This window comes from Corallococcus sp. CA047B (genome assembly GCF_003612065.1).
GTDB lineage: Bacteria > Myxococcota > Myxococcia > Myxococcales > Myxococcaceae > Corallococcus > Corallococcus praedator.
In genome coordinates, this window is the sequence record NZ_RAWD01000005.1 from 1 (window position 1) to 24,506 (window position 24,506).

General features: G+C 69.8%; 22 protein-coding genes. 10 read left to right on the forward strand and 12 right to left on the reverse strand.

The features are described from left to right. Nucleotides 1-2,671: PEP-utilizing enzyme (locus tag D7X74_RS01740; protein ID WP_120531145.1), on the reverse strand; the 2,671-nt coding region annotated here is incomplete at its 3' end. 86 nt (nt 2,672-2,757) lie between these two features. Here D7X74_RS01740 and D7X74_RS01745 point away from each other — a divergent pair. After that, on the forward strand, nt 2,758-3,546 hold the full coding sequence (locus tag D7X74_RS01745) for a hypothetical protein (RefSeq protein ID WP_120531146.1): 789 nt from the start codon (nt 2,758-2,760) through the stop codon (nt 3,544-3,546). Between the two features lie 5 nt (nt 3,547-3,551). Here the strand turns inward: D7X74_RS01745 and D7X74_RS01750 are convergent, their stop codons facing one another. From D7X74_RS01750 to D7X74_RS01775, 6 genes are read right to left on the reverse strand one after another with little or no spacing between them, the layout of a single operon-like run. Further along, a complete protein-coding gene (locus D7X74_RS01750) occupies nt 3,552-4,541 on the reverse strand; it encodes a nucleoside-diphosphate kinase (protein ID WP_120531147.1) in 990 nt (329 codons plus the stop codon). Further along, a complete protein-coding gene (locus tag D7X74_RS01755) occupies nt 4,538-6,238 on the reverse strand; it encodes an alpha-amylase family glycosyl hydrolase (protein WP_120531148.1) in 1,701 nt (566 codons plus the stop codon). Before D7X74_RS01755 ends, D7X74_RS01750 begins: the two co-directional genes overlap by 4 nt. Further along, on the reverse strand, nt 6,235-7,146 hold the full coding sequence (locus D7X74_RS01760; RefSeq protein ID WP_120531149.1) for a nucleotidyltransferase domain-containing protein: 912 nt from the start codon (nt 7,144-7,146) through the stop codon (nt 6,235-6,237). Before D7X74_RS01760 ends, D7X74_RS01755 begins: the two co-directional genes overlap by 4 nt. Next, the gene (locus D7X74_RS01765) at nt 7,143-8,393 is read right to left on the reverse strand and encodes an aminotransferase class I/II-fold pyridoxal phosphate-dependent enzyme (protein WP_120531150.1); all 1,251 of its coding nucleotides are present in this window, start codon (nt 8,391-8,393) and stop codon (nt 7,143-7,145) included. Before D7X74_RS01765 ends, D7X74_RS01760 begins: the two co-directional genes overlap by 4 nt. Further along, entirely contained in the window at nt 8,380-9,189 is an 810-nt protein-coding gene (locus D7X74_RS01770; protein ID WP_120531151.1) for an ABC transporter permease, read from the reverse strand. The genes D7X74_RS01765 and D7X74_RS01770 overlap by 14 nt, the downstream gene beginning before the upstream one ends. After that, nucleotides 9,186-10,172, reverse strand: coding sequence for an ABC transporter ATP-binding protein (locus D7X74_RS01775; RefSeq protein ID WP_120531152.1), 987 nt, complete (start codon nt 10,170-10,172; stop codon nt 9,186-9,188). The genes D7X74_RS01770 and D7X74_RS01775 overlap by 4 nt, the downstream gene beginning before the upstream one ends. A gap of 155 nt (nt 10,173-10,327) precedes the next feature. Here D7X74_RS01775 and D7X74_RS01780 point away from each other — a divergent pair, with 155 nt between their 5' ends. Both D7X74_RS01780 and D7X74_RS01785 read left to right on the forward strand, forming a co-directional pair. Beyond that, nucleotides 10,328-10,543, forward strand: coding sequence for a hypothetical protein (locus D7X74_RS01780; protein WP_120531153.1), 216 nt, complete (start codon nt 10,328-10,330; stop codon nt 10,541-10,543). Nucleotides 10,544-10,656: 113 nt separating this feature from the next. Then, nucleotides 10,657-11,751 carry an SGNH/GDSL hydrolase family protein gene (locus tag D7X74_RS01785; protein WP_233601929.1) on the forward strand — a complete coding sequence of 365 codons (1,095 nt, stop codon included), beginning with the start codon at nt 10,657-10,659 and terminating at the stop codon, nt 11,749-11,751. A gap of 57 nt (nt 11,752-11,808) precedes the next feature. Here D7X74_RS01785 and D7X74_RS01790 read toward each other — a convergent pair whose 3' ends face one another. After that, nucleotides 11,809-12,651 carry an SDR family oxidoreductase gene (locus tag D7X74_RS01790; protein WP_120531154.1) on the reverse strand — a complete coding sequence of 281 codons (843 nt, stop codon included), beginning with the start codon at nt 12,649-12,651 and terminating at the stop codon, nt 11,809-11,811. Continuing rightward, nucleotides 12,648-13,655 (reverse strand): aldo/keto reductase, encoded by a 1,008-nt coding sequence (locus tag D7X74_RS01795; RefSeq protein WP_158620248.1) that lies wholly within the window; start codon nt 13,653-13,655, stop codon nt 12,648-12,650. Before D7X74_RS01795 ends, D7X74_RS01790 begins: the two co-directional genes overlap by 4 nt. A gap of 344 nt (nt 13,656-13,999) precedes the next feature. Here D7X74_RS01795 and D7X74_RS01800 point away from each other — a divergent pair, with 344 nt between their 5' ends. The 3 genes from D7X74_RS01800 to D7X74_RS01810 all read left to right on the forward strand — a co-directional run bounded on the left by D7X74_RS01800 (nt 14,000) and on the right by D7X74_RS01810 (nt 17,703). Beyond that, nucleotides 14,000-14,905 carry a LysR family transcriptional regulator gene (locus D7X74_RS01800; RefSeq protein ID WP_120531156.1) on the forward strand — a complete coding sequence of 302 codons (906 nt, stop codon included), beginning with the start codon at nt 14,000-14,002 and terminating at the stop codon, nt 14,903-14,905. 85 nt (nt 14,906-14,990) lie between these two features. After that, the gene (locus D7X74_RS01805) at nt 14,991-15,404 is read left to right on the forward strand and encodes a hypothetical protein (RefSeq protein ID WP_120531157.1); all 414 of its coding nucleotides are present in this window, start codon (nt 14,991-14,993) and stop codon (nt 15,402-15,404) included. 7 nt (nt 15,405-15,411) lie between these two features. Continuing rightward, nucleotides 15,412-17,703, forward strand: coding sequence for a hypothetical protein (locus tag D7X74_RS01810; protein WP_120531158.1), 2,292 nt, complete (start codon nt 15,412-15,414; stop codon nt 17,701-17,703). A gap of 66 nt (nt 17,704-17,769) precedes the next feature. On the opposite strand, the gene D7X74_RS01815 is transcribed toward D7X74_RS01810, so the two are convergent. Continuing rightward, complete coding sequence (locus D7X74_RS01815) at nt 17,770-19,890, reverse strand: PHB depolymerase family esterase (protein WP_120531159.1); 2,121 nt, start codon at nt 19,888-19,890, stop codon at nt 17,770-17,772. 250 nt (nt 19,891-20,140) lie between these two features. Between D7X74_RS01815 and D7X74_RS01820 the strand changes: the two genes are divergently transcribed. Then, a complete protein-coding gene (locus D7X74_RS01820) occupies nt 20,141-20,545 on the forward strand; it encodes a DoxX family protein (RefSeq protein ID WP_120531160.1) in 405 nt (134 codons plus the stop codon). 27 nt (nt 20,546-20,572) lie between these two features. Here D7X74_RS01820 and D7X74_RS01825 read toward each other — a convergent pair whose 3' ends face one another. Next, a complete protein-coding gene (locus tag D7X74_RS01825; RefSeq protein ID WP_120531161.1) occupies nt 20,573-21,415 on the reverse strand; it encodes a class I SAM-dependent methyltransferase in 843 nt (280 codons plus the stop codon). A 79-nt stretch (nt 21,416-21,494) separates the two neighbouring features. Between D7X74_RS01825 and D7X74_RS01830 the strand changes: the two genes are divergently transcribed. After that, the gene (locus D7X74_RS01830; protein ID WP_120531162.1) at nt 21,495-21,926 is read left to right on the forward strand and encodes a helix-turn-helix domain-containing protein; all 432 of its coding nucleotides are present in this window, start codon (nt 21,495-21,497) and stop codon (nt 21,924-21,926) included. A gap of 23 nt (nt 21,927-21,949) precedes the next feature. Here D7X74_RS01830 and D7X74_RS01835 read toward each other — a convergent pair whose 3' ends face one another. Further along, nucleotides 21,950-22,819 (reverse strand): helix-turn-helix transcriptional regulator, encoded by an 870-nt coding sequence (locus tag D7X74_RS01835; RefSeq protein WP_370450702.1) that lies wholly within the window; start codon nt 22,817-22,819, stop codon nt 21,950-21,952. Nucleotides 22,820-22,867: 48 nt separating this feature from the next. On the opposite strand from D7X74_RS01835, the gene D7X74_RS01840 reads away from it, so the two are divergent. Beyond that, the gene (locus D7X74_RS01840) at nt 22,868-23,770 is read left to right on the forward strand and encodes an SDR family oxidoreductase (protein WP_120531164.1); all 903 of its coding nucleotides are present in this window, start codon (nt 22,868-22,870) and stop codon (nt 23,768-23,770) included. A 153-nt stretch (nt 23,771-23,923) separates the two neighbouring features. Beyond that, on the forward strand, nt 23,924-24,481 hold the full coding sequence (locus tag D7X74_RS01845) for an ester cyclase (protein ID WP_120531165.1): 558 nt from the start codon (nt 23,924-23,926) through the stop codon (nt 24,479-24,481). The last annotated feature ends 25 nt before the right edge of the window (nt 24,482-24,506 follow it).

Here is a 24,506-nt window from a genome sequence, read left to right on the forward strand (position 1 = left end):
GCTCCCGGCCCACCCCGATGGCGGCGGGCAACTGCAATTCGGTGCAGCGCACGGCCATGTGCGAGTTCGCGCCCCCGTACGCCGTGACGATGCCCGCCACTCCCAGCGCGAGCAGGCCGTCGTAGCCGGGGTCGGCACGCTCCAGCAGCACGATGTTGCCGCGCACGCGCTCCGGATCCGGCAGCCCGTCCGCGACCAGCACCGGCGCGCGCACGCACGCCTTGGTGACGAACAGCGGTTGCTCACCACTGCTCACGTGGAAGAGCAGGTGCGACGTGCGCACCAGGATGTCCGGCAGCTCGATGAGGTTGACGGCGGCGGCGTGCTCGCGAGCCTCTTCCACGGCGTCGCGGCACCACGACCGAGCCTCGTCCGGCGGGAGCGCCAGGGCGGTCTCCACCTGCTCCAGCGACAGGTGCGCGATGTCATCCCGGCCAAGCCCCAGCGGCTCTCCCCACCCGGCGAGGTGTTCGAGCACACCGCTGAGCGTCCTCGTGAACACGTGCTTGCCGTACTCGCGACCCGCGATGGCCGCGCCAAGGTGCCCGAGGAATGCGTCAGGGGTCAGCTTCAGCCCGGCGCTCCGGAGGCCCGCGCCGAGCCGCGCGTGGAGGCTGTGCGACAGGGGCGCCTCGTGCCTGGGCGGCTCCTCCCCTCCCGAGATGAGCGGGCCGAAGTAGCGCTCCGGATCCGCGCCGTAGCGCGGCATGCGGATGTCATAGGTGCCCGGGCGCAGGTGCCCGAACTCCGCGACGAGCGCCTCCAGGCCCAGCTCGCCCCGCCGCACTCGGAGCGCGTCCGCTTGCAGTTGCCCAGCCACCGTCCGGATGCGCTGGAGCACCTCGCGCTGTTCGCTCGCGTCGATCACGCCCTCGCGAACGAAGCTCTTGAGCAGCGCGGTCACCACAAACGCCGTCCGCGCCAGGTGCGCGAACGGAAGGGTGCCCAGCTCCCGCAGGCGCGCGAGGATGGGCCCCAGGCCGCCCTCGAAGCCCGGCGCGAACGGGTGGGCGCGAAGCCGCTCCACCTGCGCAAGCCACGCGGGCAGGTCGCCAAGCCCCTTGAGCGTAATGTCCCGCAGCGCGGTGGCCAGGGCGTCCAGCTCCCCTGCCTCCACCGAGGAAGCGTAGAGCCGCCGGAGCCGCTCGCGCAGGCCGAGGCTCGCGCAGGTGTCGGCGATCTCGAACTCCACCTTGTCGTGCAGCTCCGGGGCTTCCGCCAGCCGGGCGAGCTGGTGGGAGACCAGGACCTCCGCCACGTGCGACGGGGTCACGGCCGGGATGAAGGAGTTGAGCGAGGCCCGGACATCCACATAGGCATGTCCCGCGAAGTCGCGCAGCAGCGGCACGCCCCGCAGGTCGCGGTAGCCGTAACCCGCGCGCTGCTCCGCCCAGGTCCGGTCGGTGATGAGCGTGCCGTAGAGCGTCCGTGCGAGCGGAAGCGGGCGCCGGCCAATCATCTCCGCGGGGTTCCAGTCCGTCATCGTGCTGTAGACGGGCCCCTTTCCGACGACGGGGCCCTTCGGCAGCAGGAGCGCATGGTGGGCCTTGCAGGCCTCCGCGATCAGCATCGCCCGGCGGCCCTCGCTCGCCTCCGGCAGCGAAGTACCCCTGGCGATGGGACGCACCTGGAAGAGGTGGAAGTCGCCGCCCGCCAGCGCGAACTCGATGTCCAGCGCCTCCACCCCGATGAGCCGCACCAGCTCGCGGCCCACGGTGACGACGCGGCGGAGCGAGTCCGGCAACAGCCCCCTGGGCACGCCGTGCTCCACGTACGCGGAGGAGGGCTTCTCCAGGGCTCCGGAGGTGATCTGATCCGTGCGCCCGCTGTGCACGTCCGACGCCACCACCCAGTAGGAGGCCAGCGTCTCCGGGTGCCGCGCCATCAACACGCCGCTCTCGCTCACGGGATGGACGTAGGACTGGAGGAAGACCTTCTCCGACGCCGCCCCCGGGCCGTACGAATCGAACACCTCCGAGATGGCACCGCCGAGGGCCTTGGCGTCCCCCGCGTCCACGTCGAGCACCGACAGGAAGCGCCCGGCGTTCGACTCGGTCCACGCATCCTCCGCGGAGCAGGAGGAACGGACCACGACGCGCTCATCCCCGAAGCGCTCCCGCACGCGCTGGAGCACGTCGCCCCGGTCCCGGGCCCAGTCCTCGCCCCGCACGATGTGCGGTCGGGAGATGCGCCAGGGCCCGTGCAGCTCCGAGAGGATGTCCAGCGTGCGCGCCTTGTCCCCCAGGACGAGCCGTCCCACGGGAGCCAGGGGCTCGCTTGAGACCTCGTCCCCGCCCAGCTCGAAGCTCGCCACGTCTCCGGCCTGGGCGAGGCGGTCCACGGCCTCGTCCAGGTCCCATCCCTCCAGCACCTCGCGCACCGCCTGGGTCCTCCCCAGGATGAAGCGGCACTCACCCCGCCAGGTCGCGATGACGGCGGAGGACGCCTGGAGCAGCACGCGGAGCGCGCGCGGCCGAAGAAGCACCGTCCCCTTGAAGGCGAGCGTCAGCGGGACGCTGCCGTACGTCCGCGCGAGGGTGCCCAGGACGCACTCGGCCCAGACCCGCATGGAGGCGTGCACGGGGCCGACGCCGCGGATGCGGCAGTCGGGAGGACTTCCGACCGGGGAGGTGAGGCGAAGCGTCGCGGCGTCGCGGTCCAGGGCTGTCACGGGCAACCTCGTTCGAGCGGACGGGGTGCGGGGCGCGAGCGCGGCATCGCATTGTGGCCCCTGCCCACGTGTGGTGGATTCGATGCATGAGAACCTTCGCCACGGATGAGCGGCTGGCGTACCGCCGCGCGGGCAATGAGCTTCAGCCCCGCCCGTCCGAGGACCATGTCCTCTCCTACGAGTACCGGTTGATGCAGCTGCCGCTGGTGCGGCCCGACCACCCGGAGGTCGTGCCGTTCGACCTCAAGGCCGGCTACGACTGGCTGGGCACCTACCGCGCACCCCGCGTCTCGCTGGTGGGCTTCGTGGACTTCGGTGCCTTCGCCCAGAGCCCCCAGTTCAACCGCTTCATGAACGCCGTCGCCATGACCGCCGCGGCGCGGAAGATCGCCTGGGACATCGTTGAGCGGCGCAAATACAGACACCACTTCACCATCTGCAACGGACTCCACGAGCGGATGCCCGTGCAGGACATCGTCCCCTTCGTGAAGCAGCGGTTGGAAAACTTCCCCCGCTTCCGCATCCAGGTGAAGGGCGGCTGGTTCTGGGGCAAGAAGAACGGCCGGATCTACTTCCCCGTCTACCCGGAGCTGACGGAGGGCCCCAACCCCGTGGACCACCTCACCGAGGTCCAGACGCGCCTGGGCCACCCGCTCCACCCTGGCTTCTACATCGGCTGTTTGCAGTTGATGGACCACCTGCGCTTCAACTCCGAGCTGGACGTGCACGAGGCGGACGAACTCTTCGGCGTGCTGCGCGGCTTCCGGGAGACGACCCTCGTGGAGCTGGACGTGAGCGAGCTCTCCATCCTGCGCACGCACGACGACCTCATCCTCAAGAGCCGGGTCCTTGAACGCGTGCCGCTGACAGGGTGACGGGTTCATTCGAACTCCTGGAGCGCGCTGCGCAGGAGCACGCGCTCATAGGCATTGCGGACCAGCGCCCCCAGCGGGCCGATGAGCCGCGTGAGGTCCGTCTCGCGGTACAGCGCGGGGTGGTGCAGCAGCTCCAGCACCCCGGCGATGAGCGCCGGCTCCACGCGGTAGTCGAACATCCCGGGCCGACGCGGGTGCGCAAGCCCGGCCTGGACCGCGTCGTTCACCCACGCCGCCTCGCGGGCCACGACGCGCAGGTACACCTCGCGGGACGCCGCCGGTTCGGAGCGAAGCGCCGCGAGCTGGTCCGCGGCCTCGCGCCACGGCGCGGTCAGGTCGTCCGCGAACGGGGCGACGAGCTCCACCTCCTCCGCGAGGCGCAGGCGGAGGTGGACCAGGAACTCCATGGGCGAAGGCCGCCACGTCCGGCCCACGACCGCGCCCGGCAGACGCTGGACGGCCGAGGTGGCGCGCCGGGTGGGCTGTCCTTCCGACTCCAGGAGCCTGCGCAGCTCGCGGGGGTCGAAGGCCGTGGCGGCCTCTTCGAGGGTCGCGCGCGTGTCGTCCGAGGAGTGCATGAGGCTCAGCGCGCGCGTCGGCGCCTGAAGCCGGCTGCGCAGGTGGTGCGGTGAGCGCTTGCGCGGATCCGCGGAGCCCTTGAGCGCCTTGAACTCCGCGCTGGCCGACCGGCCCGGGGTGCGGAGGATGAGCGCGCAGGAGGACTCCAGCAGGTACACCTCGCTCGGGACGGCCCACGTCTTGTCCAGCGCGATGGGACGGTTGGGGCTGTACACCGCTTCGATGCTGCTCTGCGTGTACTGGACGAACCGCCGGTCCACGGCGTGGAAGCCCTCGCGCTCCAGGAACGCGAGCGCCTCCTCGGCGAGCCCCAGCCCGATGGCGTACGGGTCGAAGAACGTGAAGACGAACTCCTCACTCCCTGGGCGCGAGCCGAAGGTCTCCACGAGGTCGGACACACTGGCGGGGTTTCTCATGTGAGCTCTCCACTCCCGGGTTCCACGAGCCACAGCGCCTCGGCCGGCGCGAGCCGCACGTCCCCCCGGCCCTGACGTCCTCCGAGCAGGTCCCTCCACTCCGTCAGCGGCGCGGGGACGGACACGGGCTCCACCCCGAAGTTCACCAGCACGTGCAGGGGCTGACGGCCATGGCCTCGCACCAGATGGAGGACGTGCGGGGCTGGCAGCCGCGCTTCGCAGCCTCCGTCCTCCCGCAGCGCGGGCGTCTCTTCGCGCAGGCGGATGAGGCCCAGGAGGGACTTCAGGATGCGCGCGTGCACCGGCTGCCGGATCAGCGCGCGGAGGGTCTCATACGGGTAGCGGTGCCGGTTCGCGGCGCGGGGATTCGTGGGCTCGACGCCCACCGCGTCCGGCAGTCCAAAGAGCGTGGGGAAGTAGAGACAGGGCGTGGCGGGGAGCGCGAAGAGCAGCGCGTGCGCGGCCAGGTAGCGCTCGACGTCGAGCCCCGCCTCGGTGGAGAAGATGCGGTGCAGGGAGCTGTTGAGTTCGTAGGGCCGTGGCTCGCCTCCCACGTCCGCGTGGGACACCCGGACGTCGGCGCGCTCCAGCCGCGCGAGCACCCGCCCGAGCGTGGGTGCGTCGAGCGGTGGATCCATGGGGCGCAGGTGCACGCCGTCGTGCGTCTGGAGGAAGGCGTAGCCAGCACCGTGGTGCGCATCCGACGCGGACGCATTCACCCAGTCCACCAGGGGCCTGCCCTCGCCCACGAGGGCCGCCGCGAAGATGAGCAGCGGCACCGCGAGGTGGTTGTCGTGCTGCGCCAGCTCCGCGCCCAGGTAGCACCGCTCTCCGGCGCGATGGTCGGTCTCCGCGAGCAGGCGCACCGAGGGATCCACCAGGTCGGCCACGGCGCGCAGCGCTCGCACCAGCACCTTCGCCTCCGGCTGGTGGGGGCCGCCGGGTACGCGCTTCCACACGTGGGGGATGGCATCCAGGCGCACGACCCGCGCGCCCGCCTCCATCAGGCGCAGCAGCGTCCGCGCCATGGACAGGAAGACGTCTGGAGAACCGTGGTTCAAGTCCACCTGTGAGCGCCCGTACGTGCACCACGCCCACACCGGGCGGCCCTGCGTCTCGAAGCGCTGAAGGAGGGAGGAGGTCCGCACCCGCGTGCCCCACTCGATGGCCCGTGGCTCGGAGAAGAGGTGGAAGTCCTCCGGCCGCCCCTCACCTCGCAGCACGTCCCGGAACCCCGGGTGCGAGGTGGACACGTGGTTCATCACCAGGTCGAGCATCAGCCCGCCGCCCACCTCGGACAGCCGCTCCAGGTCCTCCCACCCGCCGAGGCGCGGATGCACGGCCTGGTGGTCCACCACCGCGAAGCCGTCATCCCCATCCGACACATAGGGCGGGAGCACGTGCAGCAGGGTCGCCCCCACGCCCCCTACCTCCTCGTGGAGGAAGCGCCGCAGCGCCGCGAGTGGCGCTGCCCCGCCGTCGAGCACGTGGTCCGGGTACACGGCGATGACCGCGGGCCGCACGTCCCCCGCCGTGCGCCCACGCAGGCTGCGCGCGCTGGCGCCCTCCGCCGCTGCCGCGAGCTCCCGGACGAGCGAGTCCGCGCGCTCAGCTCCGTAGAGCAGGCGCAGCGCGTCCCCCAACCGCGCCCTCGCGGGGGCGCGGTCCGGGATGGCCGTGGTTCCCAAGGAGGTCATCCCTGGTGCTCGAGGACGTAGTCAATGCGGCCCTGGAGGAACTCCACCGCGCGCGCCAGCTCCGGCTCCGCCGACATGCGTTTGGCCATGCGCTGATGGAGCGCCTCGATGCGAGTGAAGCATTCCCCCAGCGGGCCCGCCGCGCAGTCCGCGTGGATGGAGAGCCCTTCCGCCAGCAGGGCCCGGTCCACCTCACCCGAGGTGGCCATCGCCTTGCGCGACTCGATGAGGAGCCACTTGCGCGCCGCGCTGGTCACCCCCTGGGTCGCGAGGATGGAGACGAGCGCCTCCTCCACGGCGATGCGCGCCACGTGCCGGCTGGACTCCTCGCTGACGGCGCGGTGGCTGATGGCGTCCTCCAGGTACTCGTGGACCTCCATGAAGTGCCGCACCGTGAGGTAGGTGGGCAGCAGCTCGACGAGGAACTCGTCCCGCCAGCTCGCGACGAGGTCCGGCTTCAAGAGCGGCAGGCCGGTGCGCAGGCGGTGCAGGAAGCGCAGCTCCGGGCCGTCGATGATGGGGATGAACTTCAGCTCGGACGGCTTGTAGAGCGCCGGCGCGATGGCGGTCATCCACGTCATGATCTCCGCGACGCGGCCACGCTCGGCCAGCTCGATGTTGACCTCGATGCCGTCGCAATACTGGAGCGCCTCGCTGAAGCGGCTGTTCTTGAAGCGCACCCCCTCCTGGCTCGAGATGAGCGACGTGCGGTGCGGGACCAGCACCATCAGGTCCACGTCCGAACTGGGGGTGCCATTGCCGGCCGCGAGCGAACCCGTCAGGAGCACGCCGCACGAGGCGGGGTCGCTGACCAGCTCCGACAGGATGCGTTCAACGTCCACGCCATGGGCGCGGAGCGTCTCCGCAGTGAGCGGTTGACCACTGGAAAGCTGATGCGTGCGCTTCATGATGCCACCTTCCCCCGTCCCTCATGGGACAGCTGCAAGTCCGAGAAAACATCCGCGCACGCGTCCGCGACGGTGCGCACCATCTGCTCCTCATGCGTCCGCATCACGCTCAGGCGCAGCAGGCCGTGGCCCGCCGGGACGGCCGGGTGGATGACCGGATTGGCGTAGATGCCCCGGTTCCACAGCAGCCGCCACGCCTGGAGGGTGTCGAAGTCCGCGCCCACCTCCACGCTGACGATGGGACCATCCGACGGGATGGGCCGCAGCCCGCGTGCCACCAGGGCCTCGCGCAGCGAGCGCACCCGCTCCTTCAACTGGCGCACCAGGTCCGGATCCGCCTGGAGGATGCGCAGGGCTTCGAGCGCCGCGGCCACGGAGGCTGGAGTATTGGCGGCGGTGAAGAGGAAGGGGCGTGTGAGGACGCGCAGGGCTTCAATCTGATCCTTGTCCCCGATGATGGCGCCGCCGCAGGAGCCCAGGCTCTTGGAGAAGGTGATGGTGATGAAGTCCGCGTCCTGGACGACACCCTCCTCCTCCACGGTGCCCAGCCCCCGCTCCCCCACCGTTCCCAGGCCGTGCGCCTCGTCCACGACGAGCGCCAGCCCCGTGGCGCGGCACACCTCCAGGAACCTGCGCAGCGGGGCCCGGTCTCCCCGCATGGAGTAGACGCCCTCGACGACGCAGAGGCCGGAGCTCTTGTCCTCCGTCGCCTGGGCCAGCAGGTGCTCCGGATCGTTGTGACCGAAGCGCTTCATGTTCGCGCGCGCCAGCCACACGCCGTCCAGGACGGAGGCGTGCATCTCCTCGTCCACCCAGGCGCGGTCGTTCTTGCCGAGCAGCGTGCTCATCAGGCCCAGGTTGGCGCCGTAGCCGGTGGAGAACACCATGGCGCCGGTGCGGCCGTAGAAGCGCCGCAGGGCGTCCTCCAGCTCCTCGTGGAGCGCCAGGTTGCCATTGAGCAGCCGCGAGCCCGTCACGCCCGCGCCCCAGCGGGCCGTGGCCTCCTGGGCGGCGGCGATGACGCGCGCGTCGTTCGCGAGCCCCAGGTAGTTGTTGGAGCCGAAGTTGAGGATGTCCCGGCCCTCCATGCGGGTGATGGGGCCGGTGGCCGACTCCACCCGCGTGAAGTACGGGAGGCGGCCAATGCGCCGGCCCAGGCGGGCCTGCGCCACGCGCGGGTCCCCGAGCAGTCGCTGGATGACGGGCGCCCGTGGGCGGCCCGCCGTGTCTTGTTCAGGTCGTGTCATGTTTCTGATCCCGGAAATCGAACGCCAGACTCGCGGCGGTCGCGCAGACAGCGGTGAAGGTGAGGATGACGGCGGTGCTCTGGAGCACGACGCTCCAGCGGCCCTCGCCGAAGGTGGACTCGTTGAGCGCGCGCAGGGCCCAGAAGTGCGGTGTGGCGTAGCCGAGCGTGCGCGACCATCCCGGCAGGGCTTCGGTGACGACGATGGCTCCGCCCACCGCGCTGAACGTCACGAGCACGAGGTAGGAGAGGTTGGAGAGCGTGGCGGTGCTGCGGGTGATGGCGAAGAGGAGGAAGCCCAGGGCCGAACCGCTGGCCACCAGCGCCGCGCCCGTGAGCGCTACCTGAAAGACATTGCCGTTCAGCGGCAGGCCCAGGAACGCCGCCGCGAAGCCCGTGAAGAGCAGCAGCTGCACGAACGACATCGCGCACGCGGGCAGGACCTTGCCCATGGCGAACGCGAGCCTCGGTGGGCGGATCAGCGCCTGCCGGCCATGCGTGTGGTACCAGAAGTCCCGATAGAACGCGTGACCCGAGTACGTCACCACCATGTAGCTGAACATCACCGCGAAGCCGATGGTGGCCCGCCCCATGGCGCCCGGGGCCGAGTCGAGCCCCGAGACACCCGGGCCGAGGATGGCGGAGAGCACGGCGGGCAGGATGAAGATGAACACCATGGCCGTGCGCTCACGCGAGAGCACGCGCCACTCCGTCAGCGCGTAGCACCCCACCACGTTGACGAAGCCCGCCATCCCGCGAGGCGCGGAGGGGGTGCTGGAAGAGATGTCGTGACTCATGGGCCCTCGGACTCCCTGGCGAAGGCGCTGAGCGATGGGTCTCTCAGCAGGATGTCGCGGAGCCGGTTTCCGGACAGGCGCAGCTCGGACAGGCGGACGTCGGAGGGGACCTCGCCCAGCTTCGAGCGGACCTCGTCCAGGCTGCCGGTGGCGAGCGTGAGCTCCCACGACGTCTCCGCGGGCGGGGACACGGGACGCGCGCCTCGCAGCGACAGCGTGCGCGCCTGGTTCGACAGGACGGTCCCCAGCTCCCCCAGGTCCCGCGTCTCCCCGTTCCGCAGCAGCACCAGCTCCGTGGACAGCTCCTCGATGTCCTCGGGGTAGTGCGCGGTGACCAGCACCGCGGCGCCCTCCTCCCGCCAGGCGCGCACCCGCCGCACCACGAGCTGTCGGGCCTCGAAGTCGAGCGCGACGGTCGGCTCATCCAGCAGCCGGATGGGAGGCGCGTGGACGAAGCTCGCCGCCAGGTGCACGAGGCGCCGCTGTCCACCGGACAGGTGATGCACGCGCGTGCGTGCAATGGGACCCAGCGCGAACTCCTCCAACGTCCGGGCGACGGCGGCCTTCGCCTCACCGCGCCCCAGCAACAGGCGGGCGAGGTGCCCGACGTTCTCCTCCACCGTGAGCACGGGATGGAGCGCGATGGCCTGCGTCGCGAAGCCGATGGCGCGGTGGGCGGGAAGTGCTCCCACGTCGAGTCGCACCGAGCCCCCGGTCGTGCCCTGCACGGTGCCGGTGATCGCGCCCAGCAACGTCGTCTTGCCGGCGCCGTTGGCACCGAGCAGCCCCACGGAAGTCCCCCCCTTCAGCCGAAGGGAGACATCGCGAAGCACGGGCGCACAACGGGCGAACGCGAAGGACAACCGCTCCGCGAAGAGCAGGGTGTTTCCGTGAGAGGGGCCCATGGACTGACGAAGACGCCCGGGAGATTTGATTGGATCCTGAAATACCGCTTCTTCAGGAAAAACTAATTTGTCGGTCATCGTCGGGATGACCTTCTACAGAAGCGGTCTGACATCCAGCGTCAGCCCTCATGAGCGCTTCCCCGTCATCACGCATGTCCTCGCTACCTCCGAGGTGCGCTCGCCTGGGCCTGCGGGAAACGGGCGGCGGACGGGATGCGCTACGCTCTTTCGAAATGGCTCCCGCACCCTTCCAGGTGGAGTTCCGCGTGCTCATCGGTCCGGACTGGGTGCCGCTCGAGTTCCTGGAGGGACTGGAAGCCGATGCCGTGGATATGTATCTCCGTCGTCCGTCCGTGACCTGTTGCAGCTTCCAGGGGGGATTCTTCATCGACGTCGGAGGTCGGCCTTTCAGCGATGACGGCTCGAAGGTCGGCCTGGAGCAACCTTGAGCCCGCATGCCGCGCGTCGAGTTCTTCCAGTCCTGGCCCTGGGACTCCTGCTCCTGGACTGCAGGGGTTCCACGCGTGGGCCAGAGGGCACGCCCCGAGAGGAGACCTCCACCGTGTCCCTGACCTGGATGACCGTTCCCGCCACGGACGCGCGGATCCAGTACGTCGGCCGGACGTACCGCTCCAGCACCGGGGTCGTCTTCTCCCACCCGGGCGTGACGGTGCGCGTGCGCTTCTGGGGGGACGCCCTGCGCATGCGGCTCGACGACGCGGGCACGGGCGGCGAGGTGGGCACCAACCACTTCGACGTCTCGATTGACGGCGCCCCGCCGACCCGGCTCGCCGTGCGGAGCGGTGAGGCAATCTACCCGCTCGCCCCGGCGTTGGAGGTCGGCCTCCACACGGTGGAGCTCCTCAAACGCACCGAGTCCATCGTGGGCCCCAGCAAGCTTGTCGCGCTGGAAGTCCATGGCGAGCTTCGGGAGCCGCCCACCCGGCCGGGGCTCCGGATGGAGTTCATCGGGGACTCCATCACCTGTGGCTACGGCACCGACGTCGCGTTCATCCCGGAGTCACGTTCCTGGAGGGCGCCCACCTTCACGTCGAAGCATCAGAATCCCAGACAGACCTATGCGTGGCTCACCGCCATGAACCTGGGCATGGAGCCCGTCCTCGTCTGTTATTCGGGCCATGGCGTCTACCGCAATCTGGACCTCACGACGTCCGGCCTGCTGCCCGCGCTGTACGAACTCGCGGTGCCGGAGCATCCCGCCGCGTGGGAGTTCACGGACGGCTCTCCAGACGTGATTGTCATCAACATCGGCACCAATGACACACTCGCGGGCAGTGGCACCGACGCCTTCCTCCCGGACGAAGCTGGCTTCAAGGCCGCCTACCGCGCGTTCCTCCAGCGGCTGCGGACGCTCCATCCCCGCGCGCACATCGTGTGCACGCTCGGCAGCATGACGGACGGATACAAGAAGCTCGAAAATCACGGCGTGGTGAAATCCGTGCACGTCGGGGACTGGATCACCGGGCTCGTGGACGAACGGCGCCGCGCCGGGGACACCCGCGTCCACCGCCACGTGATGGCCGAACAGGACCCCGCCACCGATGGCGTCGCGGAGGACTGGCATCCTTCCGCCGCCACGCACCGGAAGATGGCGGAGTCCCTGACCCGGTTCCTCCGAGACGTCCTGCGGCCTTGAGCCGGGCCGGAAGCCCCTGTGGGTGTGGCCCATGCGAGTTGACGCGGAGAGATTGGGTCAGGCGTCGTCGTGGGCGAGGGACGAGGACAGCTTGCGGTGGGCGTCGGCCTGTCCAAGCAGGAGCCTGGCCTTGGCCTCGAAGGTCTGCACGGCGTCAGCACCCGCGGCGAAGCGGGCCGGCGGCGCGTCCGTTCCGGCGAGCTGAACGATGGCGCCAGCGAGTCTGGCCGGGTCGCCCCCCTGTTTGCCGTCCATGCTGTTCCAGGCAGCGACGGTCTCCCGGGTGCGTTCCGCGTAGTCGTCGATGGAGGGCCTGGCGTAGGTGGTGGATCCAGCGGTGAGCAGCTCGGTGCGGAAGAAGCCGGGCTCGACGAGCATCGTGCGGATGCCGAAGGGGGCAATCTCAGGCGTGAGCGACTCGATCCATCCTTCGATGCCGAACTTCGCGGCGGCGTATGCCGTGCAAAACACTCCGCCGGCGATACCCGCGGTCGAGGAGATGGTGAGCAGCAGGCCGGAGCGTTGCTTGCGCATCGTCGGCAGCACGGCGCGGGTGACGTTCATCGGGCCGAACAGCAACGTCTCGATCTGCTCGCGGACCTGTTCGGGGCTGAGTTCCTCGAAGAAGCCGGCGTAGAAGTTGCCCGCGTTGTTGACCAGTACGTCAATCCGCCCGAACTTTCCGAGGGTGGCCTCGACCGCGGCCTGGGCATCCTCGGGACGGGTGACGTCGAGCTTGATGGCCAGCAAGTCTGCGTGGTCGCCGATGGCAGCCATGACCTTCCTGGGGTCGCGGCCGGTGGCTACGACGGCGTGGCCGGCAGCAAGCGCCGCCTTGGCGATGTCGACGCCCAGCCCCCGGCCAGCGCCGGTGATGAGCCAGACCTTCTTGTCAGTCATGGGGTGTTCCTCTCTTCAAAGTTCGCTCCATCAACGACACGCATCTGCATCTCATTCATCCGGCCGCCCCGCACTTCGAGTTTCGACAACGCAGTGTGGATTTCACGAAGATCCGCCGGCGTCAGCTGCACGCTGACCGCCATCAGGTTCTCCTCCAGGTGGTTCAGTCTGCGCGTGCCTGGAATCGGAACGATCCACGGCTTCTGCGCGAGGAGCCACGCCAGGGAGAGCTGGGCGGGAGTCGCGTGCTTCTGGATTGCGAAGCTCTTGAGGAAATCGACGAACGGGGTGTTGGCCGCCAGGTTCTCCGGACTGAAGCGGTCAAACCCAGCTCGAAGGTCCGTCTTGGGGTCGAACCTTGTCTGGGCATTCATCGTCCCGGGCAGATAACCCATTCCGAGCGGCCCCCACGGAACAAAGCCGATGCCCAGTTCCTCGCACGCCGCGAGCACGCCGTTTCGTTCGGGACCTCGCTCCATGATCGAGTATTCGGTCTGGACCGCGGTCACGGGCTGTACGGCATGGGCTCGGCGGATCGTTCGCGCACTCGCCTCGGAGAGGCCGAAGTGCAGGACCTTTCCCTCGGCAATCAAATCCTTGATCGCCCCCGCCACATCCTCGATGGGCACACCGGGGTCCACCCGGTGCTGGTAGTAGAGGTCGATGCGGTCGGTCCTGAGGCGCTTGAGCGAACCCTCGACCACCTTCTTGATGTGCTCTGGACGGCTGTTCAACCCAGGGGGACCTTCCAGGTTGAAGCCGAACTTGGTCGCAATCACGACCTTGTCGCGAATGGGCGCGAGCGCCTCTCCGACGAGGTCTTCGCTCGTGTAGGGACCGTAGACCTCGGCCGTATCGAAGAACGTGACGCCCTTCTCATGGGCCGAACGAATGACCTGGATGCCCTGGCTTCTGTCAGCGGGCGGGCCGTAGTTGGCGCTGATGCTCATGCACCCATGCCCCAGCTCCGACACCTCGAGGCTTCCGAGCTTTCGCGTCTTCATCCTGCTCTGCCTTCTGCGCGGGTCGCTGTTGTTCTCCTGGGACTGACTGGACGGCGTGGCGCACGCCCATGAGCCGACAGCCAGCCCTGCCCCGACAAGGGCACTGCTCGCCAGGAAGTCACGGCGACCAAGGGCTCGGCGCTCTGGGGTGTTCGAGTCGGATGCCTGCTTGTTCTTCTTCATGGAGGGTCTCCTGGGGCCAGATCAGAGATACGCCCAGGCTCCGCACCGGACTAGACGCCACCGGCCAAACGGGCTGTTAAGCCCTACTCGACAATCGGCTGCGGACCCGTGCTGGCTTCGGGTGGATTCCTGAAGACCGGGGATGTAGCTAACGCGTCATCATGAACACGGTGCCATTCCCACAGCTCCAGGCGTTCCTGACCGTGGCGCGCCATCGGAGCTTCAGCAGCGCGGCGAGCGAGCTGAGCGTCTCCAGGTCCGCCGTGAGCCAGGCGGTGAGGCAGTTGGAAGAACAATTGCGCGTGGTGCTGCTCACGCGCACGACGCGCAGCGTGGCGCTGACGGATGCGGGAAGGCGCCTCGTGGAGGAGGCGGGCCCGGGGCTCGGTCAGATACGGGCTGCCCTCACCACCGTCTCCGCCCAACCGGGCGAAGCGGTGGGGCGGATACGACTGTCGACTCCCCAGATGGCGGTGCCCTTCGTCATCACGCCCGTGATTCCCGCCTTCCGCGCGCGACACCCGCGAGTGGAGGTGGAGGTCGTCGTCGAGGACCGCTTCGTGGACATCGTGGCGGAGGGCTACGACGCGGGCGTGCGGCTGACCGAGGCCATCGAGCGCGACATGGTGCAGGTGCGTCTCACCGACGCCTTCCGCTTCGTGGTGGTGGGCGCCCCCAGCTACCTCGAGCGCCACGGCACGCCGCAGAAACCCGAGGACCTCCTGCGCCACGAGTGCATCACCTACCGCTCGCAGACGAGCGGGACGATCTACGCCTGGGAGCTGGAGCGAGGCCGCAGGAACTGGCGTGTGCCGGTGCGCGGGGGCGTCGTCGCCAACGACGGCCAGGTGATGCTGGCCCTGGCCGAGGCAGGTGTCGGGCTCATGTACGCATTTGAACCGCAGGTGCAGGAGCAACTGCGCACCGGGAGGTTGACGGTGGTGCTCGAGGCCTATGCGCCCACCGTTCCCGGATTCTTCCTCTACTTCCCCAGCCGGGCGCGGCGCTCCGGGCCCCTGCGCCTCTTTGTCGAGGCGGCACGCGAACTCTCCGTCAAGGCAGTGTGAACCCTGACTCGTTCTGAAAGCGGATGAACCGCGCCCCGGACTTGGAGTAGGACTTCCCCATGGGCTCGGGGCGAAGGCGCGGGGAATGACAGACACGGCGACGACACGGGTCCGCTGGCGACGCGCCAGCCTCGCGGGGTGGCTCGCCTTCGCCCTGTGCGGTGTCACGGCGGGGGTGCGCGCCGCAACCGTCGCCCCGGCGCCGGAGCGCAAGCACCTGTCGGACGTGGAGCGCGTCCAGGTAGGCCGCGCGGCCGCCGCCGAGGAACCCATGTGGCGCGCGCAATCGCTGCACAACTTCCCGGGGGACCACTGGTCGCAGGACGACGACTTCAGCGCCGCCGAGCGCTCCTGGGTCATGGGGGAAGCCCAGCGCCGGGACGTGCCCGTGGAAGAGGTGTTCCGCGCCATCGACGAGGAGCTGCACTCCAGCAGCCCCGTCCAGCCCCCACGCAAGGCCACGGCGGCGCCTTGCAAGCCGCGCGCGTTCTACGACTGACGCACGCATGAGGCCCTCCCCCTCCACGCTGCTCCGGGTCCTGTACCGCATCGCCACCACCGCGGGCCTGCGCCTGGCGTTCTTTGGCCTGCTCGCGCTCGTGGCCGCCTGGGAGCCACTGTCGCAGGTGGGACGGACGAACGACTTCCGCGACGCGCACCTGCTGTATGCCTATGAGGAGGCGGGCGCCCGCACCGTGGCGACGTACGGTCAGGCGCCGCTGTGGAACCCGTGGACGTGCGGCGGCCAGTACGCCCTGGGCAGCCCGCAGACCCGCGTCGCATCGCCCACGGTGCTGCTGTCCGCCGCGCTGGGCGCGCACCGCGCGGAAGCCGTGGTGCTGTGGCTCTTCCTCGTGCTGGGCATGGAGGGCTTCTACCGCTTCGCGCGACAACGCACGGGCTCCGCAGCGGGGGCGCTCGTCGCCGCGCCCTTCTTCGGGCTCGCGGGCTTCACCGCGCATGCGTGGTCGCTGGGCTGGCTCAACTTCGCCGGCTTCCTGCTGCTGCCGTGGCTGCTGTTCGGCACGCGGCGGGCGGCGGAGGGACACCTGGAGGGCGCGGCGCTGGTGGCCGGCGGCTTCGCGCTCCAGTTGGGCTTCGGCAGCTCGTACCCCGTTCCCATGAGCGCGCTCTTCGTCGCGCTGGAGGCGGTGCGCACGCTGGTGTCCCAGCCCGTGCGGCGAAGCGGCCGATGGCGCGCGGGGGTGTGGGCGCTCGGCGCAACGACGCTCTTCACCCTGGGCGCGAGCATGTTCCGCCTGTGGCCCCTGGTGGAGACGATGCGCTCCGCGCCCCGCATCATGGCCGGCACGCCGAGCCACTCGCTGGAGACGGTGGGGCGCGAGTTGCTCCAGTTCCCCAGCAACGCCGACGTGGGGCACTTCTTCTTCGTGCCCGGAGCCCTCGTCCTCGCGCTGGGCGCCGTGCTCGCACGCCGCCGGGCCGCGTACCCCGCCGTGCTCGCGGGCCTCTGCCTCTGGCTGGCCTCGGGCTACGCCGCGAAGCCCTCGCTGTTCGCCGCGCTCCGGCTGCTGCCCGTCTTCGGAACGCTTCGCTATCCCGAGCGCTTCCTCGTCCCCGCCGGACTCTTCCTCGCGGAGCTGGCCGCGCTGGGGTTCGCGGCGCTGTTGCTCCGCTCGACGCGGGGTCGCGCGTGGAAGTGGGCTTCGGGGGTGGCGTGCGCACTGGCGGTGGCGGGCATCGCCGTCCAGGTCATCGGCTTCAGCACGCTCGCCGGTCGCGTGACGCTGGTGCCCACGCCCATCGCCGTGGACCAGCCCTTCGCCCAGACCCGCGGCAACCGCTGGGCCCAGGGCTACTTCCTCCCGCTCAACCGGGGCTCCATCGCCTGCGGCGAGGCGTGGCCCGTCCCCATGTCCGAGCGCCTCCGGGGCGACCTTCCGCAAGAGGAGTACCTGGAGGACCCGGGCGCCGGCTCCGCGCGGCGGGTGACGTGGACGCCCAACCGGCTCGAAGTGGACGTGGACGCGACACGGCCCACCGCGCTGCTCATCAACCAGAACTGGCATCCGGGCTGGAAGTCCTCGGTCGGCGAGGTCGTCTCGCGCGAAGGGCTGCTCGGCGTGACGTTGCCCGCCGGCCACCACCGCGTGGAGCTGCGCTTCCTGCCCCGGTCGGGGCTGGGAGGGACCGCCGTGTCGGCGCTCGCGTGGGGGGGCCTGGCGCTGCTCGCATGGGCCAAGCGACGGCGCGGGGGCGCCTCCCCGTGGCCCGGCCCCAGGGCCGTGGCGGTGGCCGCCCTGCCGCTGGTGGCGATGGGCGCCATGTGGGTGGGCTGGCATGAGCCGGAGGCGATGCCCGTGCTGCGCAACACGGATGGGTCGCTTCTCGGGACGGCGGAGCTGCCCGCGAACGCGCGGCTCATCCACGGGCGCTTCGAGCGGCCCGTGGAACTGGTGGCGGCCCAGGTGCCGTCCGCGCCCGACGCACGCGGCATCGTTCCGGTGGTCCTCTACTGGCAGGTGCGGGGGAAGGTGCCCCGCTCGGTCGGAATCTGGGTGCACGTCGCCGGCCCCGGAGAGCGGAAGACCGCCGACCATGCCGTCGTGGGAGGCACCTTCTTCTTCCGCGATGCGCCCCGCCGCGCGCTGCTGCGCGATGCGTTCGCCCTGTCCGCGAAGGACTGGGAGCCGGGTGAATGGAAGGTGCTGGTGGGCCTCTGGTACGCCGGCGACGACGGCGCCCGCCTCAAGGCCTTCACCGACGATGGCACGCCCGTGCCCGAGGACCGCTTCGAGGTGGGCACCATCACCGTGCCGCCCAAGCCCAAGCCGTAGGCCCGGGCATCGCGCGCGGAGGGGGGCTCCGGCTGGAGGCCCCCTGGCTACCCGCCTCGGTGGGGCTTACTGAGGGGAGAGCGTGGTGAAGGCGGAGCTGCCCGCCGGCCCTACCCGGATGCTGTCCACCCACGCCTTGGCCCGACTGAGGTTGTTGGTGCTGGTGTCCGTGACGGTGACGACGAACTTGAGGGTCACGGTCTTGTTCGCGAACGCCGACAGGTCGAGCTCCGCACGCTGCGTCCAGTTGGCCTCGGAGAGGGTGCCAAGGCCGCTCTTCACCGCCGAGTCCACCACGGTGTCCACGCCATCATTGACGATGACGCGGAAGGCGGCCGAGGCGGTGGTGTTGGCGCAGGACAGGTCCAGCTTGCGCCAGTAGGTCAGCCGGGGGTTGGCCGGCAGCGCCACGCTGACGCTGGCCGTCCGGGTGACGGTGTTGAAGGCCGCGGTGGCCGCGCCCAGGATGGACTTGCTGCCGGTGCTGCCCGTCTGGTCGCTGGCATCCAGCGCCCACCCGGTGAGGGTCCAGCCAGCGTTGTCCGGCCCGTTGGCCGAGAAGCGTTCGGTGAAGCCCACCGGAGCCGGGGCCACCGTCACCTGCACCGACGCGGAGGCGGCCGAGTTGCCCGCCGCGTCGTAGGCGCGCGCCTGGAGCGTGTGCGTCCCGGTCGCGGAGGAGGCGGTGTCCCAGTTGAACTCGAAGAGCCCCGTCGGCCCCGCCGACACATCCTGGCCCACCACGGCGCCATCCACGAGGAACTCCACCTTCGCCACGCCCCGGTCATCCGCCGCGTTCGCGATGAGCGTGACGGTGCCCGAAAGGCTGGCGCCGCCCGTGGGAGAGGTGAGGCTCACGGTGGGGGCGGTGGTGTCGGAGACGCCGCCAGTGACGGTGACCGTGACCGTGCTCGACGTGGCGGTGTTTCCCGCCGCGTCGTAGGCCCTGGCCACGAGCGCGTGGCTGCCATTGGTCGCCGTGTTGCTGTTCCAGGTGAACGCGTAGGGCGCGGACGGGTCGCTGCTGGCCAGCGCATTGTCGATGAAGAACTCGACCCGCGAGACGCCCACGTTGTCCGAAGCGGTGGCGGTCACCTGCACCGCCCCGCTCACGGTGGAGCCCTGGCCCGGCGCCGAAAGACTCACGGTGGGCGCGACCGAGTCGGAGGAATCCAGTCCGAAGAACTTCGCCACGTACCAGGTGGAGCAGATGTCCGTGTCCAGCACGTATGCGCCCGCCGTGCCGCAGGCCACGGTGGTTCCGGGGAACCTGAACGCCGGATCAATGGGCGTGCCATGCCCCATGCCGGTGAGGGAGTAGGACTCCACCAGCGCCTTGCCCGCGGCGTCCGTGTAGACCTTGTGGGGGTAGCCGGCGACCGTCTCGGAGAGGTCCTCCGTCTGGTCGATGCCGTGCACCGCGGTCCATTGCTCCACGCCCTCGGTGAGGTTGGAGTTCTTCACGGTGAAGTCAGAGGTGCCGTGCCAGATGGAGACGCGCGGGTAGGCGCCCGTATAGGAGGGGAAGGCGCCCCGAACCAGGTCCCGCCACGCGGTGGGCGTCTTGTCCACGCCCGGGCTCATGCAACTGAAGCCGCCCGTCATCGACGTGGCGCACTTGTATGGGATGCCCGCCATCACCGCGGCTCCGGCGAAGACATCCGGGTAGGTGGCGGCCATCACGTGCGTCATCGCGCCGCCGGCCGACAGGCCGGTGACGAACACGCGGCCCGGATCAATGGAATAGGTGGCCTTCATGTGGTCCACCATCTGCTTGATGGAGAGCGCCTCGCCCTGGCCGCGCGCGGTGTCTCCAGGCTCGAACCAGTTGAAGCAGCTGGTCGAGTTGTTGCCACTCACCTGCTCCGGATAGACGACGTAGAACTTGAGCGGGTCGGCCAGCGCGGTCCATCCGGTGGCAGCGTAGGCGGCCGCCGACTGGGTACAGCCGTGCAGCGCGACGACCAGGGGCGCATTGGCGGGCATGCTGGCCGGCACGTGCGTCCACATCCGCAGGTTGCCGGGGTTGGTGCCAAAGCTCGTAACCTGCGTCAGCGCGCTCTGGACCTCGGCGACCCCGGGGGCTTCCGTGGAAGGCCCTTCCTCCGGCATCCCCAGGGGTCCGCACCCCAGGACAGTCACCGCGAGGAGCCCACAGCCAAGACGTCCGAAGCGCTGACCCTGCATGGAAAGCCTCCCTTGAAAAAGGGCGCAAGGTATCACCTGGAGGGCAAGCGCCCAGATGATTCCTGAATCATGCATCAACTTCGTCGCATGAGAGCTTTTGCGCATTGCGCCATCCCTGGGCCTCCCCCGCCGAAAGACATCTGTTCACGTGCGGACGCCGGAGCCTCCCCGTCGTCGAGCATGCGGCGCGGGCGAACGCGTCCAGGACGCGGCCGCCATACACTGCCGCACCTCACGACCGGAGGACGTCATGGGATTCCTGCGACCCCACGCTGACCGCATCTACGCGCTGCTCCGAATCATGGCGGGACTGATGTTCATGCAGCATGGGCTGCAGAAGCTCTTCGGCCTGTTCGGCGGTGTTCCCCCCGGGGCCCCGGCGTTCGTCGTCTACGGCGCGGGAATCATCGAGTTCGCGGGTGGCGCGCTCGTCGCGCTCGGTCTGTTCGCCGGCCCCGCGGCCTTCATCGCGAGCGGCACGATGGCGTTCGCCTTCTTTCTCGGGCACGTGGTTCCAAACAAGGGCAACCTCATCCCCATCGCGAACCAGGGCGAGCTCGCGGCGCTCTATTGCTTCGTGTTCCTCTTCATCGCCGCGCACGGCTCCGGCATCTGGAGCGTCGACGCCGCGCGCCAGGGCACGAAACGCGCGTGAGCACTCGGGCGGTGCGCTCCCCACGCACTACGGCGCCCGAGCGCTGACCGTCCAGCAGGCCGCGGTGAAGTGGACTTCCGCCCCCTTCACAAAGGGCTCGAAGGCGGCCCGGACCGTTTCGATGACCTGCGTGCGGGTCCGGTCGTCAGCCTCTTGCAGGCGCATGCCGACGGGACCGAGCCGGGTGAAGTAACGGACCAGCTCCGCCTCGGGCAGGGTGCAGGCGACGTCGATGGGCTGGAGGTCCATCGCGGTCCAGCCGGCCTCCGCCAGGAGGGAGTCGACCCGGCGCCGATCCGCGAACGCGAACTGCCCCGGCGCGTCTGGCCGGCGCACGGGGAGGCTCGGCAGGAGCGGTGCCGCGGCGCGCTCGGCTGTCGTCATGAAGGGATTCTCGGCGGCGCTCCGCCAGGCGATGAACCGGAGTTCGGCGTCGCGCCTCGCGGCACGCCGCAGGTTCGCGAAAGCCCGGACAGGGTCGTCGAAGAACATGACGCCGAAGCGCGAGAGGATCATGTCGAAGCCCGCGGGCTCGAACGCGTGGCTTTGCGCGTTGGCGCGGATGAAGCTTGCTGGCGTGCCCTCGCTCTCAGCGCGGGCCCGGGCGGCGGCGATCATCGGCTCCGAAATGTCGACGCCCAGGCAACGGCCCCTCGCTCCCAGCCGCCGCGCGACGGCGAGCAGCACGCTGCCCGTGCCGCAGCCGACGTCGAGCACCCGACCTCCGGATTCGGCGGACACCGCTTCGACGAGCAGGTCCTCGAACGGCTTGAACATCAGGTCGAGCACCTCCTGGTTCTCGACCCAGGCGCGTCCCGCGGAACCATTCCAAAGCCTCGTCTGCTCGTCGGCCTGACGCGTGTCTTCCATGTCCGTCTCCCTCTACTGACTTGCCTTCAAGAAGTGGAGATTGCACTGTGCCAGTTCAAGTCGACTTGAGGTCAAGCGGGTGGAAGACCTGGACATCACCGAAGTGGCGAAGCGGTCCGGCGTTCCCGCCTCGACGCTGCGGTTCTATGAGGAGAAGGGCCTGATCACCTCCGTCGGCAGACGGGGCCTGCGCCGGCTGTTCGCCCCTGACGTGCTGGAACGGCTGGCGCTCATCGCACTGGGGCGCGCCGCCGGCTTCTCGCTCGAGGAGATTTCGCTCATGTTCGCCTCGGACGGGAGGCCGCGCATCGACCGGCGGATGCTCGCGGCCAAGGCGGAGGAACTCGACAGGACGCTCCGCAAGCTCAGCGCCATGCGGGACGGCCTGCGGCACGCCGCTGCCTGTCGCGCGCCGAGCCACATGGAATGCCCCACCTTCCGCCGCCTCCTGCGGGCCGCCGCGTCGGGAGCAATTGGAGCGCGACGGAAGAAGGCTCCAAGGGCTCCGTGAACCCGGGCCGCCACCGCCTTCCTTCACACGGTGCGGGCCCTGTCCGACAGGAGCGTGGCGATGGCCCGAGCGTCGGCCGGTGAAGCCGGCGTGAAGACAACCATGCGCAGTCCGTTGCCGCTGTCGACAGCGAAGGCCGAGTACTCCAGCGTCAGCGGGCCGGCGAGGGGGTGCTGAATGCGTTTCAGACCGGACCCGTGGCTGCGCATCTCGTTCTCGGCCCAGAGCCGACGGAACTCAGCGCTGGTCTCCTGGAGCTCGGCCGCGAGCGCCGCGGCTTCAGGACAGTCGCCCGCACGCGCGGCGTCGACGCGGAAGGTCGCCAGGGCGAAGCGCGCGTGCGCCTCCCAATCGGGCAGCGAGGCGCGCATGGCGGAGGGGCCGAACAGGCGTCTGATCACATTGCGCTCGTGGGCTGGCATCGCGGCATAGTCGCTCAGCACCACCGTCGCCGCTGCGTTCCAGGCCACGATGTCCCACGCGGGCGTCTGCACATAGGCGGGGCTTGTCGGCAGGGCATCCAGCACGCGCTGCAGGGCGGGCGCGACCGGAGGCAGTGGAGCCGCTCTCAACGGCGGCGGTCGCTGCTGGGCCAGCAGGTAGAGGACCTCCCGGCCGGCAGCATCCAGTTCCAGCGCACGCGCGAGCCGCTCCAGGACCTCATCGGAAGGCGGGCCGCCGCGCCCCTGCTCCAGCCACGTGTACCAGGTGACGCTCACGCCGGCCCGCGTGGCCACCTCCTCCCGCCTGAGTCCCGGCGTCCGGCGCCGGCTCGGAGCGCCCGGCTCCGGCGCCAGACGCGCCCTTCGGTCGCGGAGGAAACCACCAAGGGTCGAGGCCGGGCCCGGTAGGGTGTTGGTGTTCATACCTGTATAACCTCCCGGCTTTTCCATTCCTGAGCCCCCGAAGATAACCCGCGTGAAGACCACGAGGAGGTCCGCATGCGTGTTTTTGTAACAGGAGCAACGGGGTTCATTGGTACAGCCATTGTGCGCGAGTTGATGGGCGCAGGGCACGAAGTGCTGGGACTGGCGCGCAGCGACGAAGCCGCCGCCACCCTGGCGCGGTCGGGAATCCAGGCGCATCGGGGCTCGCTCACGGACACCGCCAGCCTTGTCGCGGGCGCCCGCGCCTGCGAAGGCGTGATCCATACCGCCTTCATCCACGACTTCTCCGCGTATGCGGCCGCCGCCGAGACAGACAGGCAGGCGGTGGAAGCGCTGGCCGGCGCGCTGGAGGGCTCGGGCAAACCCTTCGTCTCCACCTCCGGGACCGCCATCCTCGCGCCCGGCCGCACCGGCACGGAAGCGGATGAACCCGCCCCCGCGAGCGCGGCGACCCTTCGCGCCGCGGCAGAGGCCACAGTGCTCGGAGCCGCCCACCGGGGTGTGCGCTCCAGCGTCGTGCGGCTGCCGCCTTCCGTCCACGGCGCGGGTGACCACGCCTTCGTGCCCACGCTGATCGACATCGCACGCCGCACGGGCGTCTCCGCCTTCATCGGTGAGGGAGCGAACCGCTGGCCCACGGTGCATCGGCTGGACGCCGCACGCCTCTTCCGACTGGCGCTCGAACAAGGAGCCCCCGGAACACGCCTGCACGGCGTCGCGGAAGAAGGCGTGACGCTGCGCGCGCTCGCCGAGGCGATTGGCGCGGGGCTCGGCGTCCCCGTCCGGAGCATCGCCGCGAACGAGGCCCGCACGCATTTCGACTGGCTGGCGGGCTTCGTCGCCATCGACAATCCCACCTCCAGCGCCATCACCCGGAGCACCCTGGGGTGGCGCCCGCAGGAGCCGGACCTCCTGACCGACATGCGGGACAACGGGTACTTCACGCGGCCCGCATGACCCTCCGTCTGGCTGGCTTCAGTCCTGAATCACAGCTTCGGTGCCCACCTATCCCTGATAGGATTTGAGCTGGCGCGTGAGCACCAGCAGGACTGGCCTGGGGGTGCTGGACCGCCGCGCGCCCTGAAATCCCCACTCCCGGAAGAGACAAACGTGATCACCGAACAGGTACGTCAGGCACGTGAGAAGTTGGTGTTGGACCACTTCCACGACGAGGTGAGGCAGGACTGGGACGACGTCCTGTCCACCTTCCCGCATCCCCACTACGAGCTCATCCCCACCCTGACGGTGCACGACGGCAACAGCGCGGTGCGCGACTACTACCGCGACACCCGCATCGCCTTCCCGGACCAGGACCATGAAATCATCGCGCTGCGGCACAGCGACGACGCCGTCATCGTGGAGTTCTGGCTGAAGGGCACCCACCTGGGCCCGCTGGGTAGGATTCCCCCCACGGGCAACCGGTTCCGCTCGCGGATGACGGGGTACTTCATCTTCGACGCGAACGAGACGCTGGTCTGCGAGCGCGTCTACTTCGACACGCTCAGCATCCTCAAGCAGCTCATCGGGGGGCTCGACATGAAGAACCCGAAGAGCTGGCTGCTCGCCGTCCGGTGCATCAAGGGGCTCCTGGCGATGTCCAGCGACAAGCCGGAGCCCATCCTGACCAAGACCGCTCCCTGGACCCCCTCCCAGCAGCCCCGGAGCTGAAACACCCGCCGCGCCTGCGAGGAGG

Bases quoted from the DNA above. Each gene is read 5' to 3' on its own strand.
- D7X74_RS01795 (WP_158620248.1), bottom strand. From the start codon at position 13,655: ATGAAGACGCGAAAGCTCGGAAGCCTCGAGGTGTCGGAGCTGGGGCAT.
- D7X74_RS01815 (WP_120531159.1), bottom strand. From the start codon at position 19,890: ATGCAGGGTCAGCGCTTCGGACGTCTTGGCTGTGGGCTCCTCGCGGTG.
- D7X74_RS01755 (WP_120531148.1), bottom strand. From the start codon at position 6,238: ATGACCTCCTTGGGAACCACGGCCATCCCGGACCGCGCCCCCGCGAGG.
- D7X74_RS01770 (WP_120531151.1), bottom strand. From the start codon at position 9,189: ATGAGTCACGACATCTCTTCCAGCACCCCCTCCGCGCCTCGCGGGATG.
- D7X74_RS01800 (WP_120531156.1), top strand. From the start codon at position 14,000: ATGAACACGGTGCCATTCCCACAGCTCCAGGCGTTCCTGACCGTGGCG.
- D7X74_RS01780 (WP_120531153.1), top strand. From the start codon at position 10,328: ATGGCTCCCGCACCCTTCCAGGTGGAGTTCCGCGTGCTCATCGGTCCG.
- D7X74_RS01820 (WP_120531160.1), top strand. From the start codon at position 20,141: ATGGGATTCCTGCGACCCCACGCTGACCGCATCTACGCGCTGCTCCGA.
- D7X74_RS01775 (WP_120531152.1), bottom strand. From the start codon at position 10,172: ATGACCGACAAATTAGTTTTTCCTGAAGAAGCGGTATTTCAGGATCCA.
- D7X74_RS01760 (WP_120531149.1), bottom strand. From the start codon at position 7,146: ATGAAGCGCACGCATCAGCTTTCCAGTGGTCAACCGCTCACTGCGGAG.
- D7X74_RS01835 (WP_370450702.1), bottom strand. From the start codon at position 22,819: ATGGAAAAGCCGGGAGGTTATACAGGTATGAACACCAACACCCTACCG.
- D7X74_RS01765 (WP_120531150.1), bottom strand. From the start codon at position 8,393: ATGACACGACCTGAACAAGACACGGCGGGCCGCCCACGGGCGCCCGTC.
- D7X74_RS01840 (WP_120531164.1), top strand. From the start codon at position 22,868: ATGCGTGTTTTTGTAACAGGAGCAACGGGGTTCATTGGTACAGCCATT.
- D7X74_RS01810 (WP_120531158.1), top strand. From the start codon at position 15,412: ATGAGGCCCTCCCCCTCCACGCTGCTCCGGGTCCTGTACCGCATCGCC.
- D7X74_RS01745 (WP_120531146.1), top strand. From the start codon at position 2,758: ATGAGAACCTTCGCCACGGATGAGCGGCTGGCGTACCGCCGCGCGGGC.
- D7X74_RS01790 (WP_120531154.1), bottom strand. From the start codon at position 12,651: ATGACTGACAAGAAGGTCTGGCTCATCACCGGCGCTGGCCGGGGGCTG.
- D7X74_RS01825 (WP_120531161.1), bottom strand. From the start codon at position 21,415: ATGGAAGACACGCGTCAGGCCGACGAGCAGACGAGGCTTTGGAATGGT.
- D7X74_RS01750 (WP_120531147.1), bottom strand. From the start codon at position 4,541: ATGAGAAACCCCGCCAGTGTGTCCGACCTCGTGGAGACCTTCGGCTCG.
- D7X74_RS01805 (WP_120531157.1), top strand. From the start codon at position 14,991: ATGACAGACACGGCGACGACACGGGTCCGCTGGCGACGCGCCAGCCTC.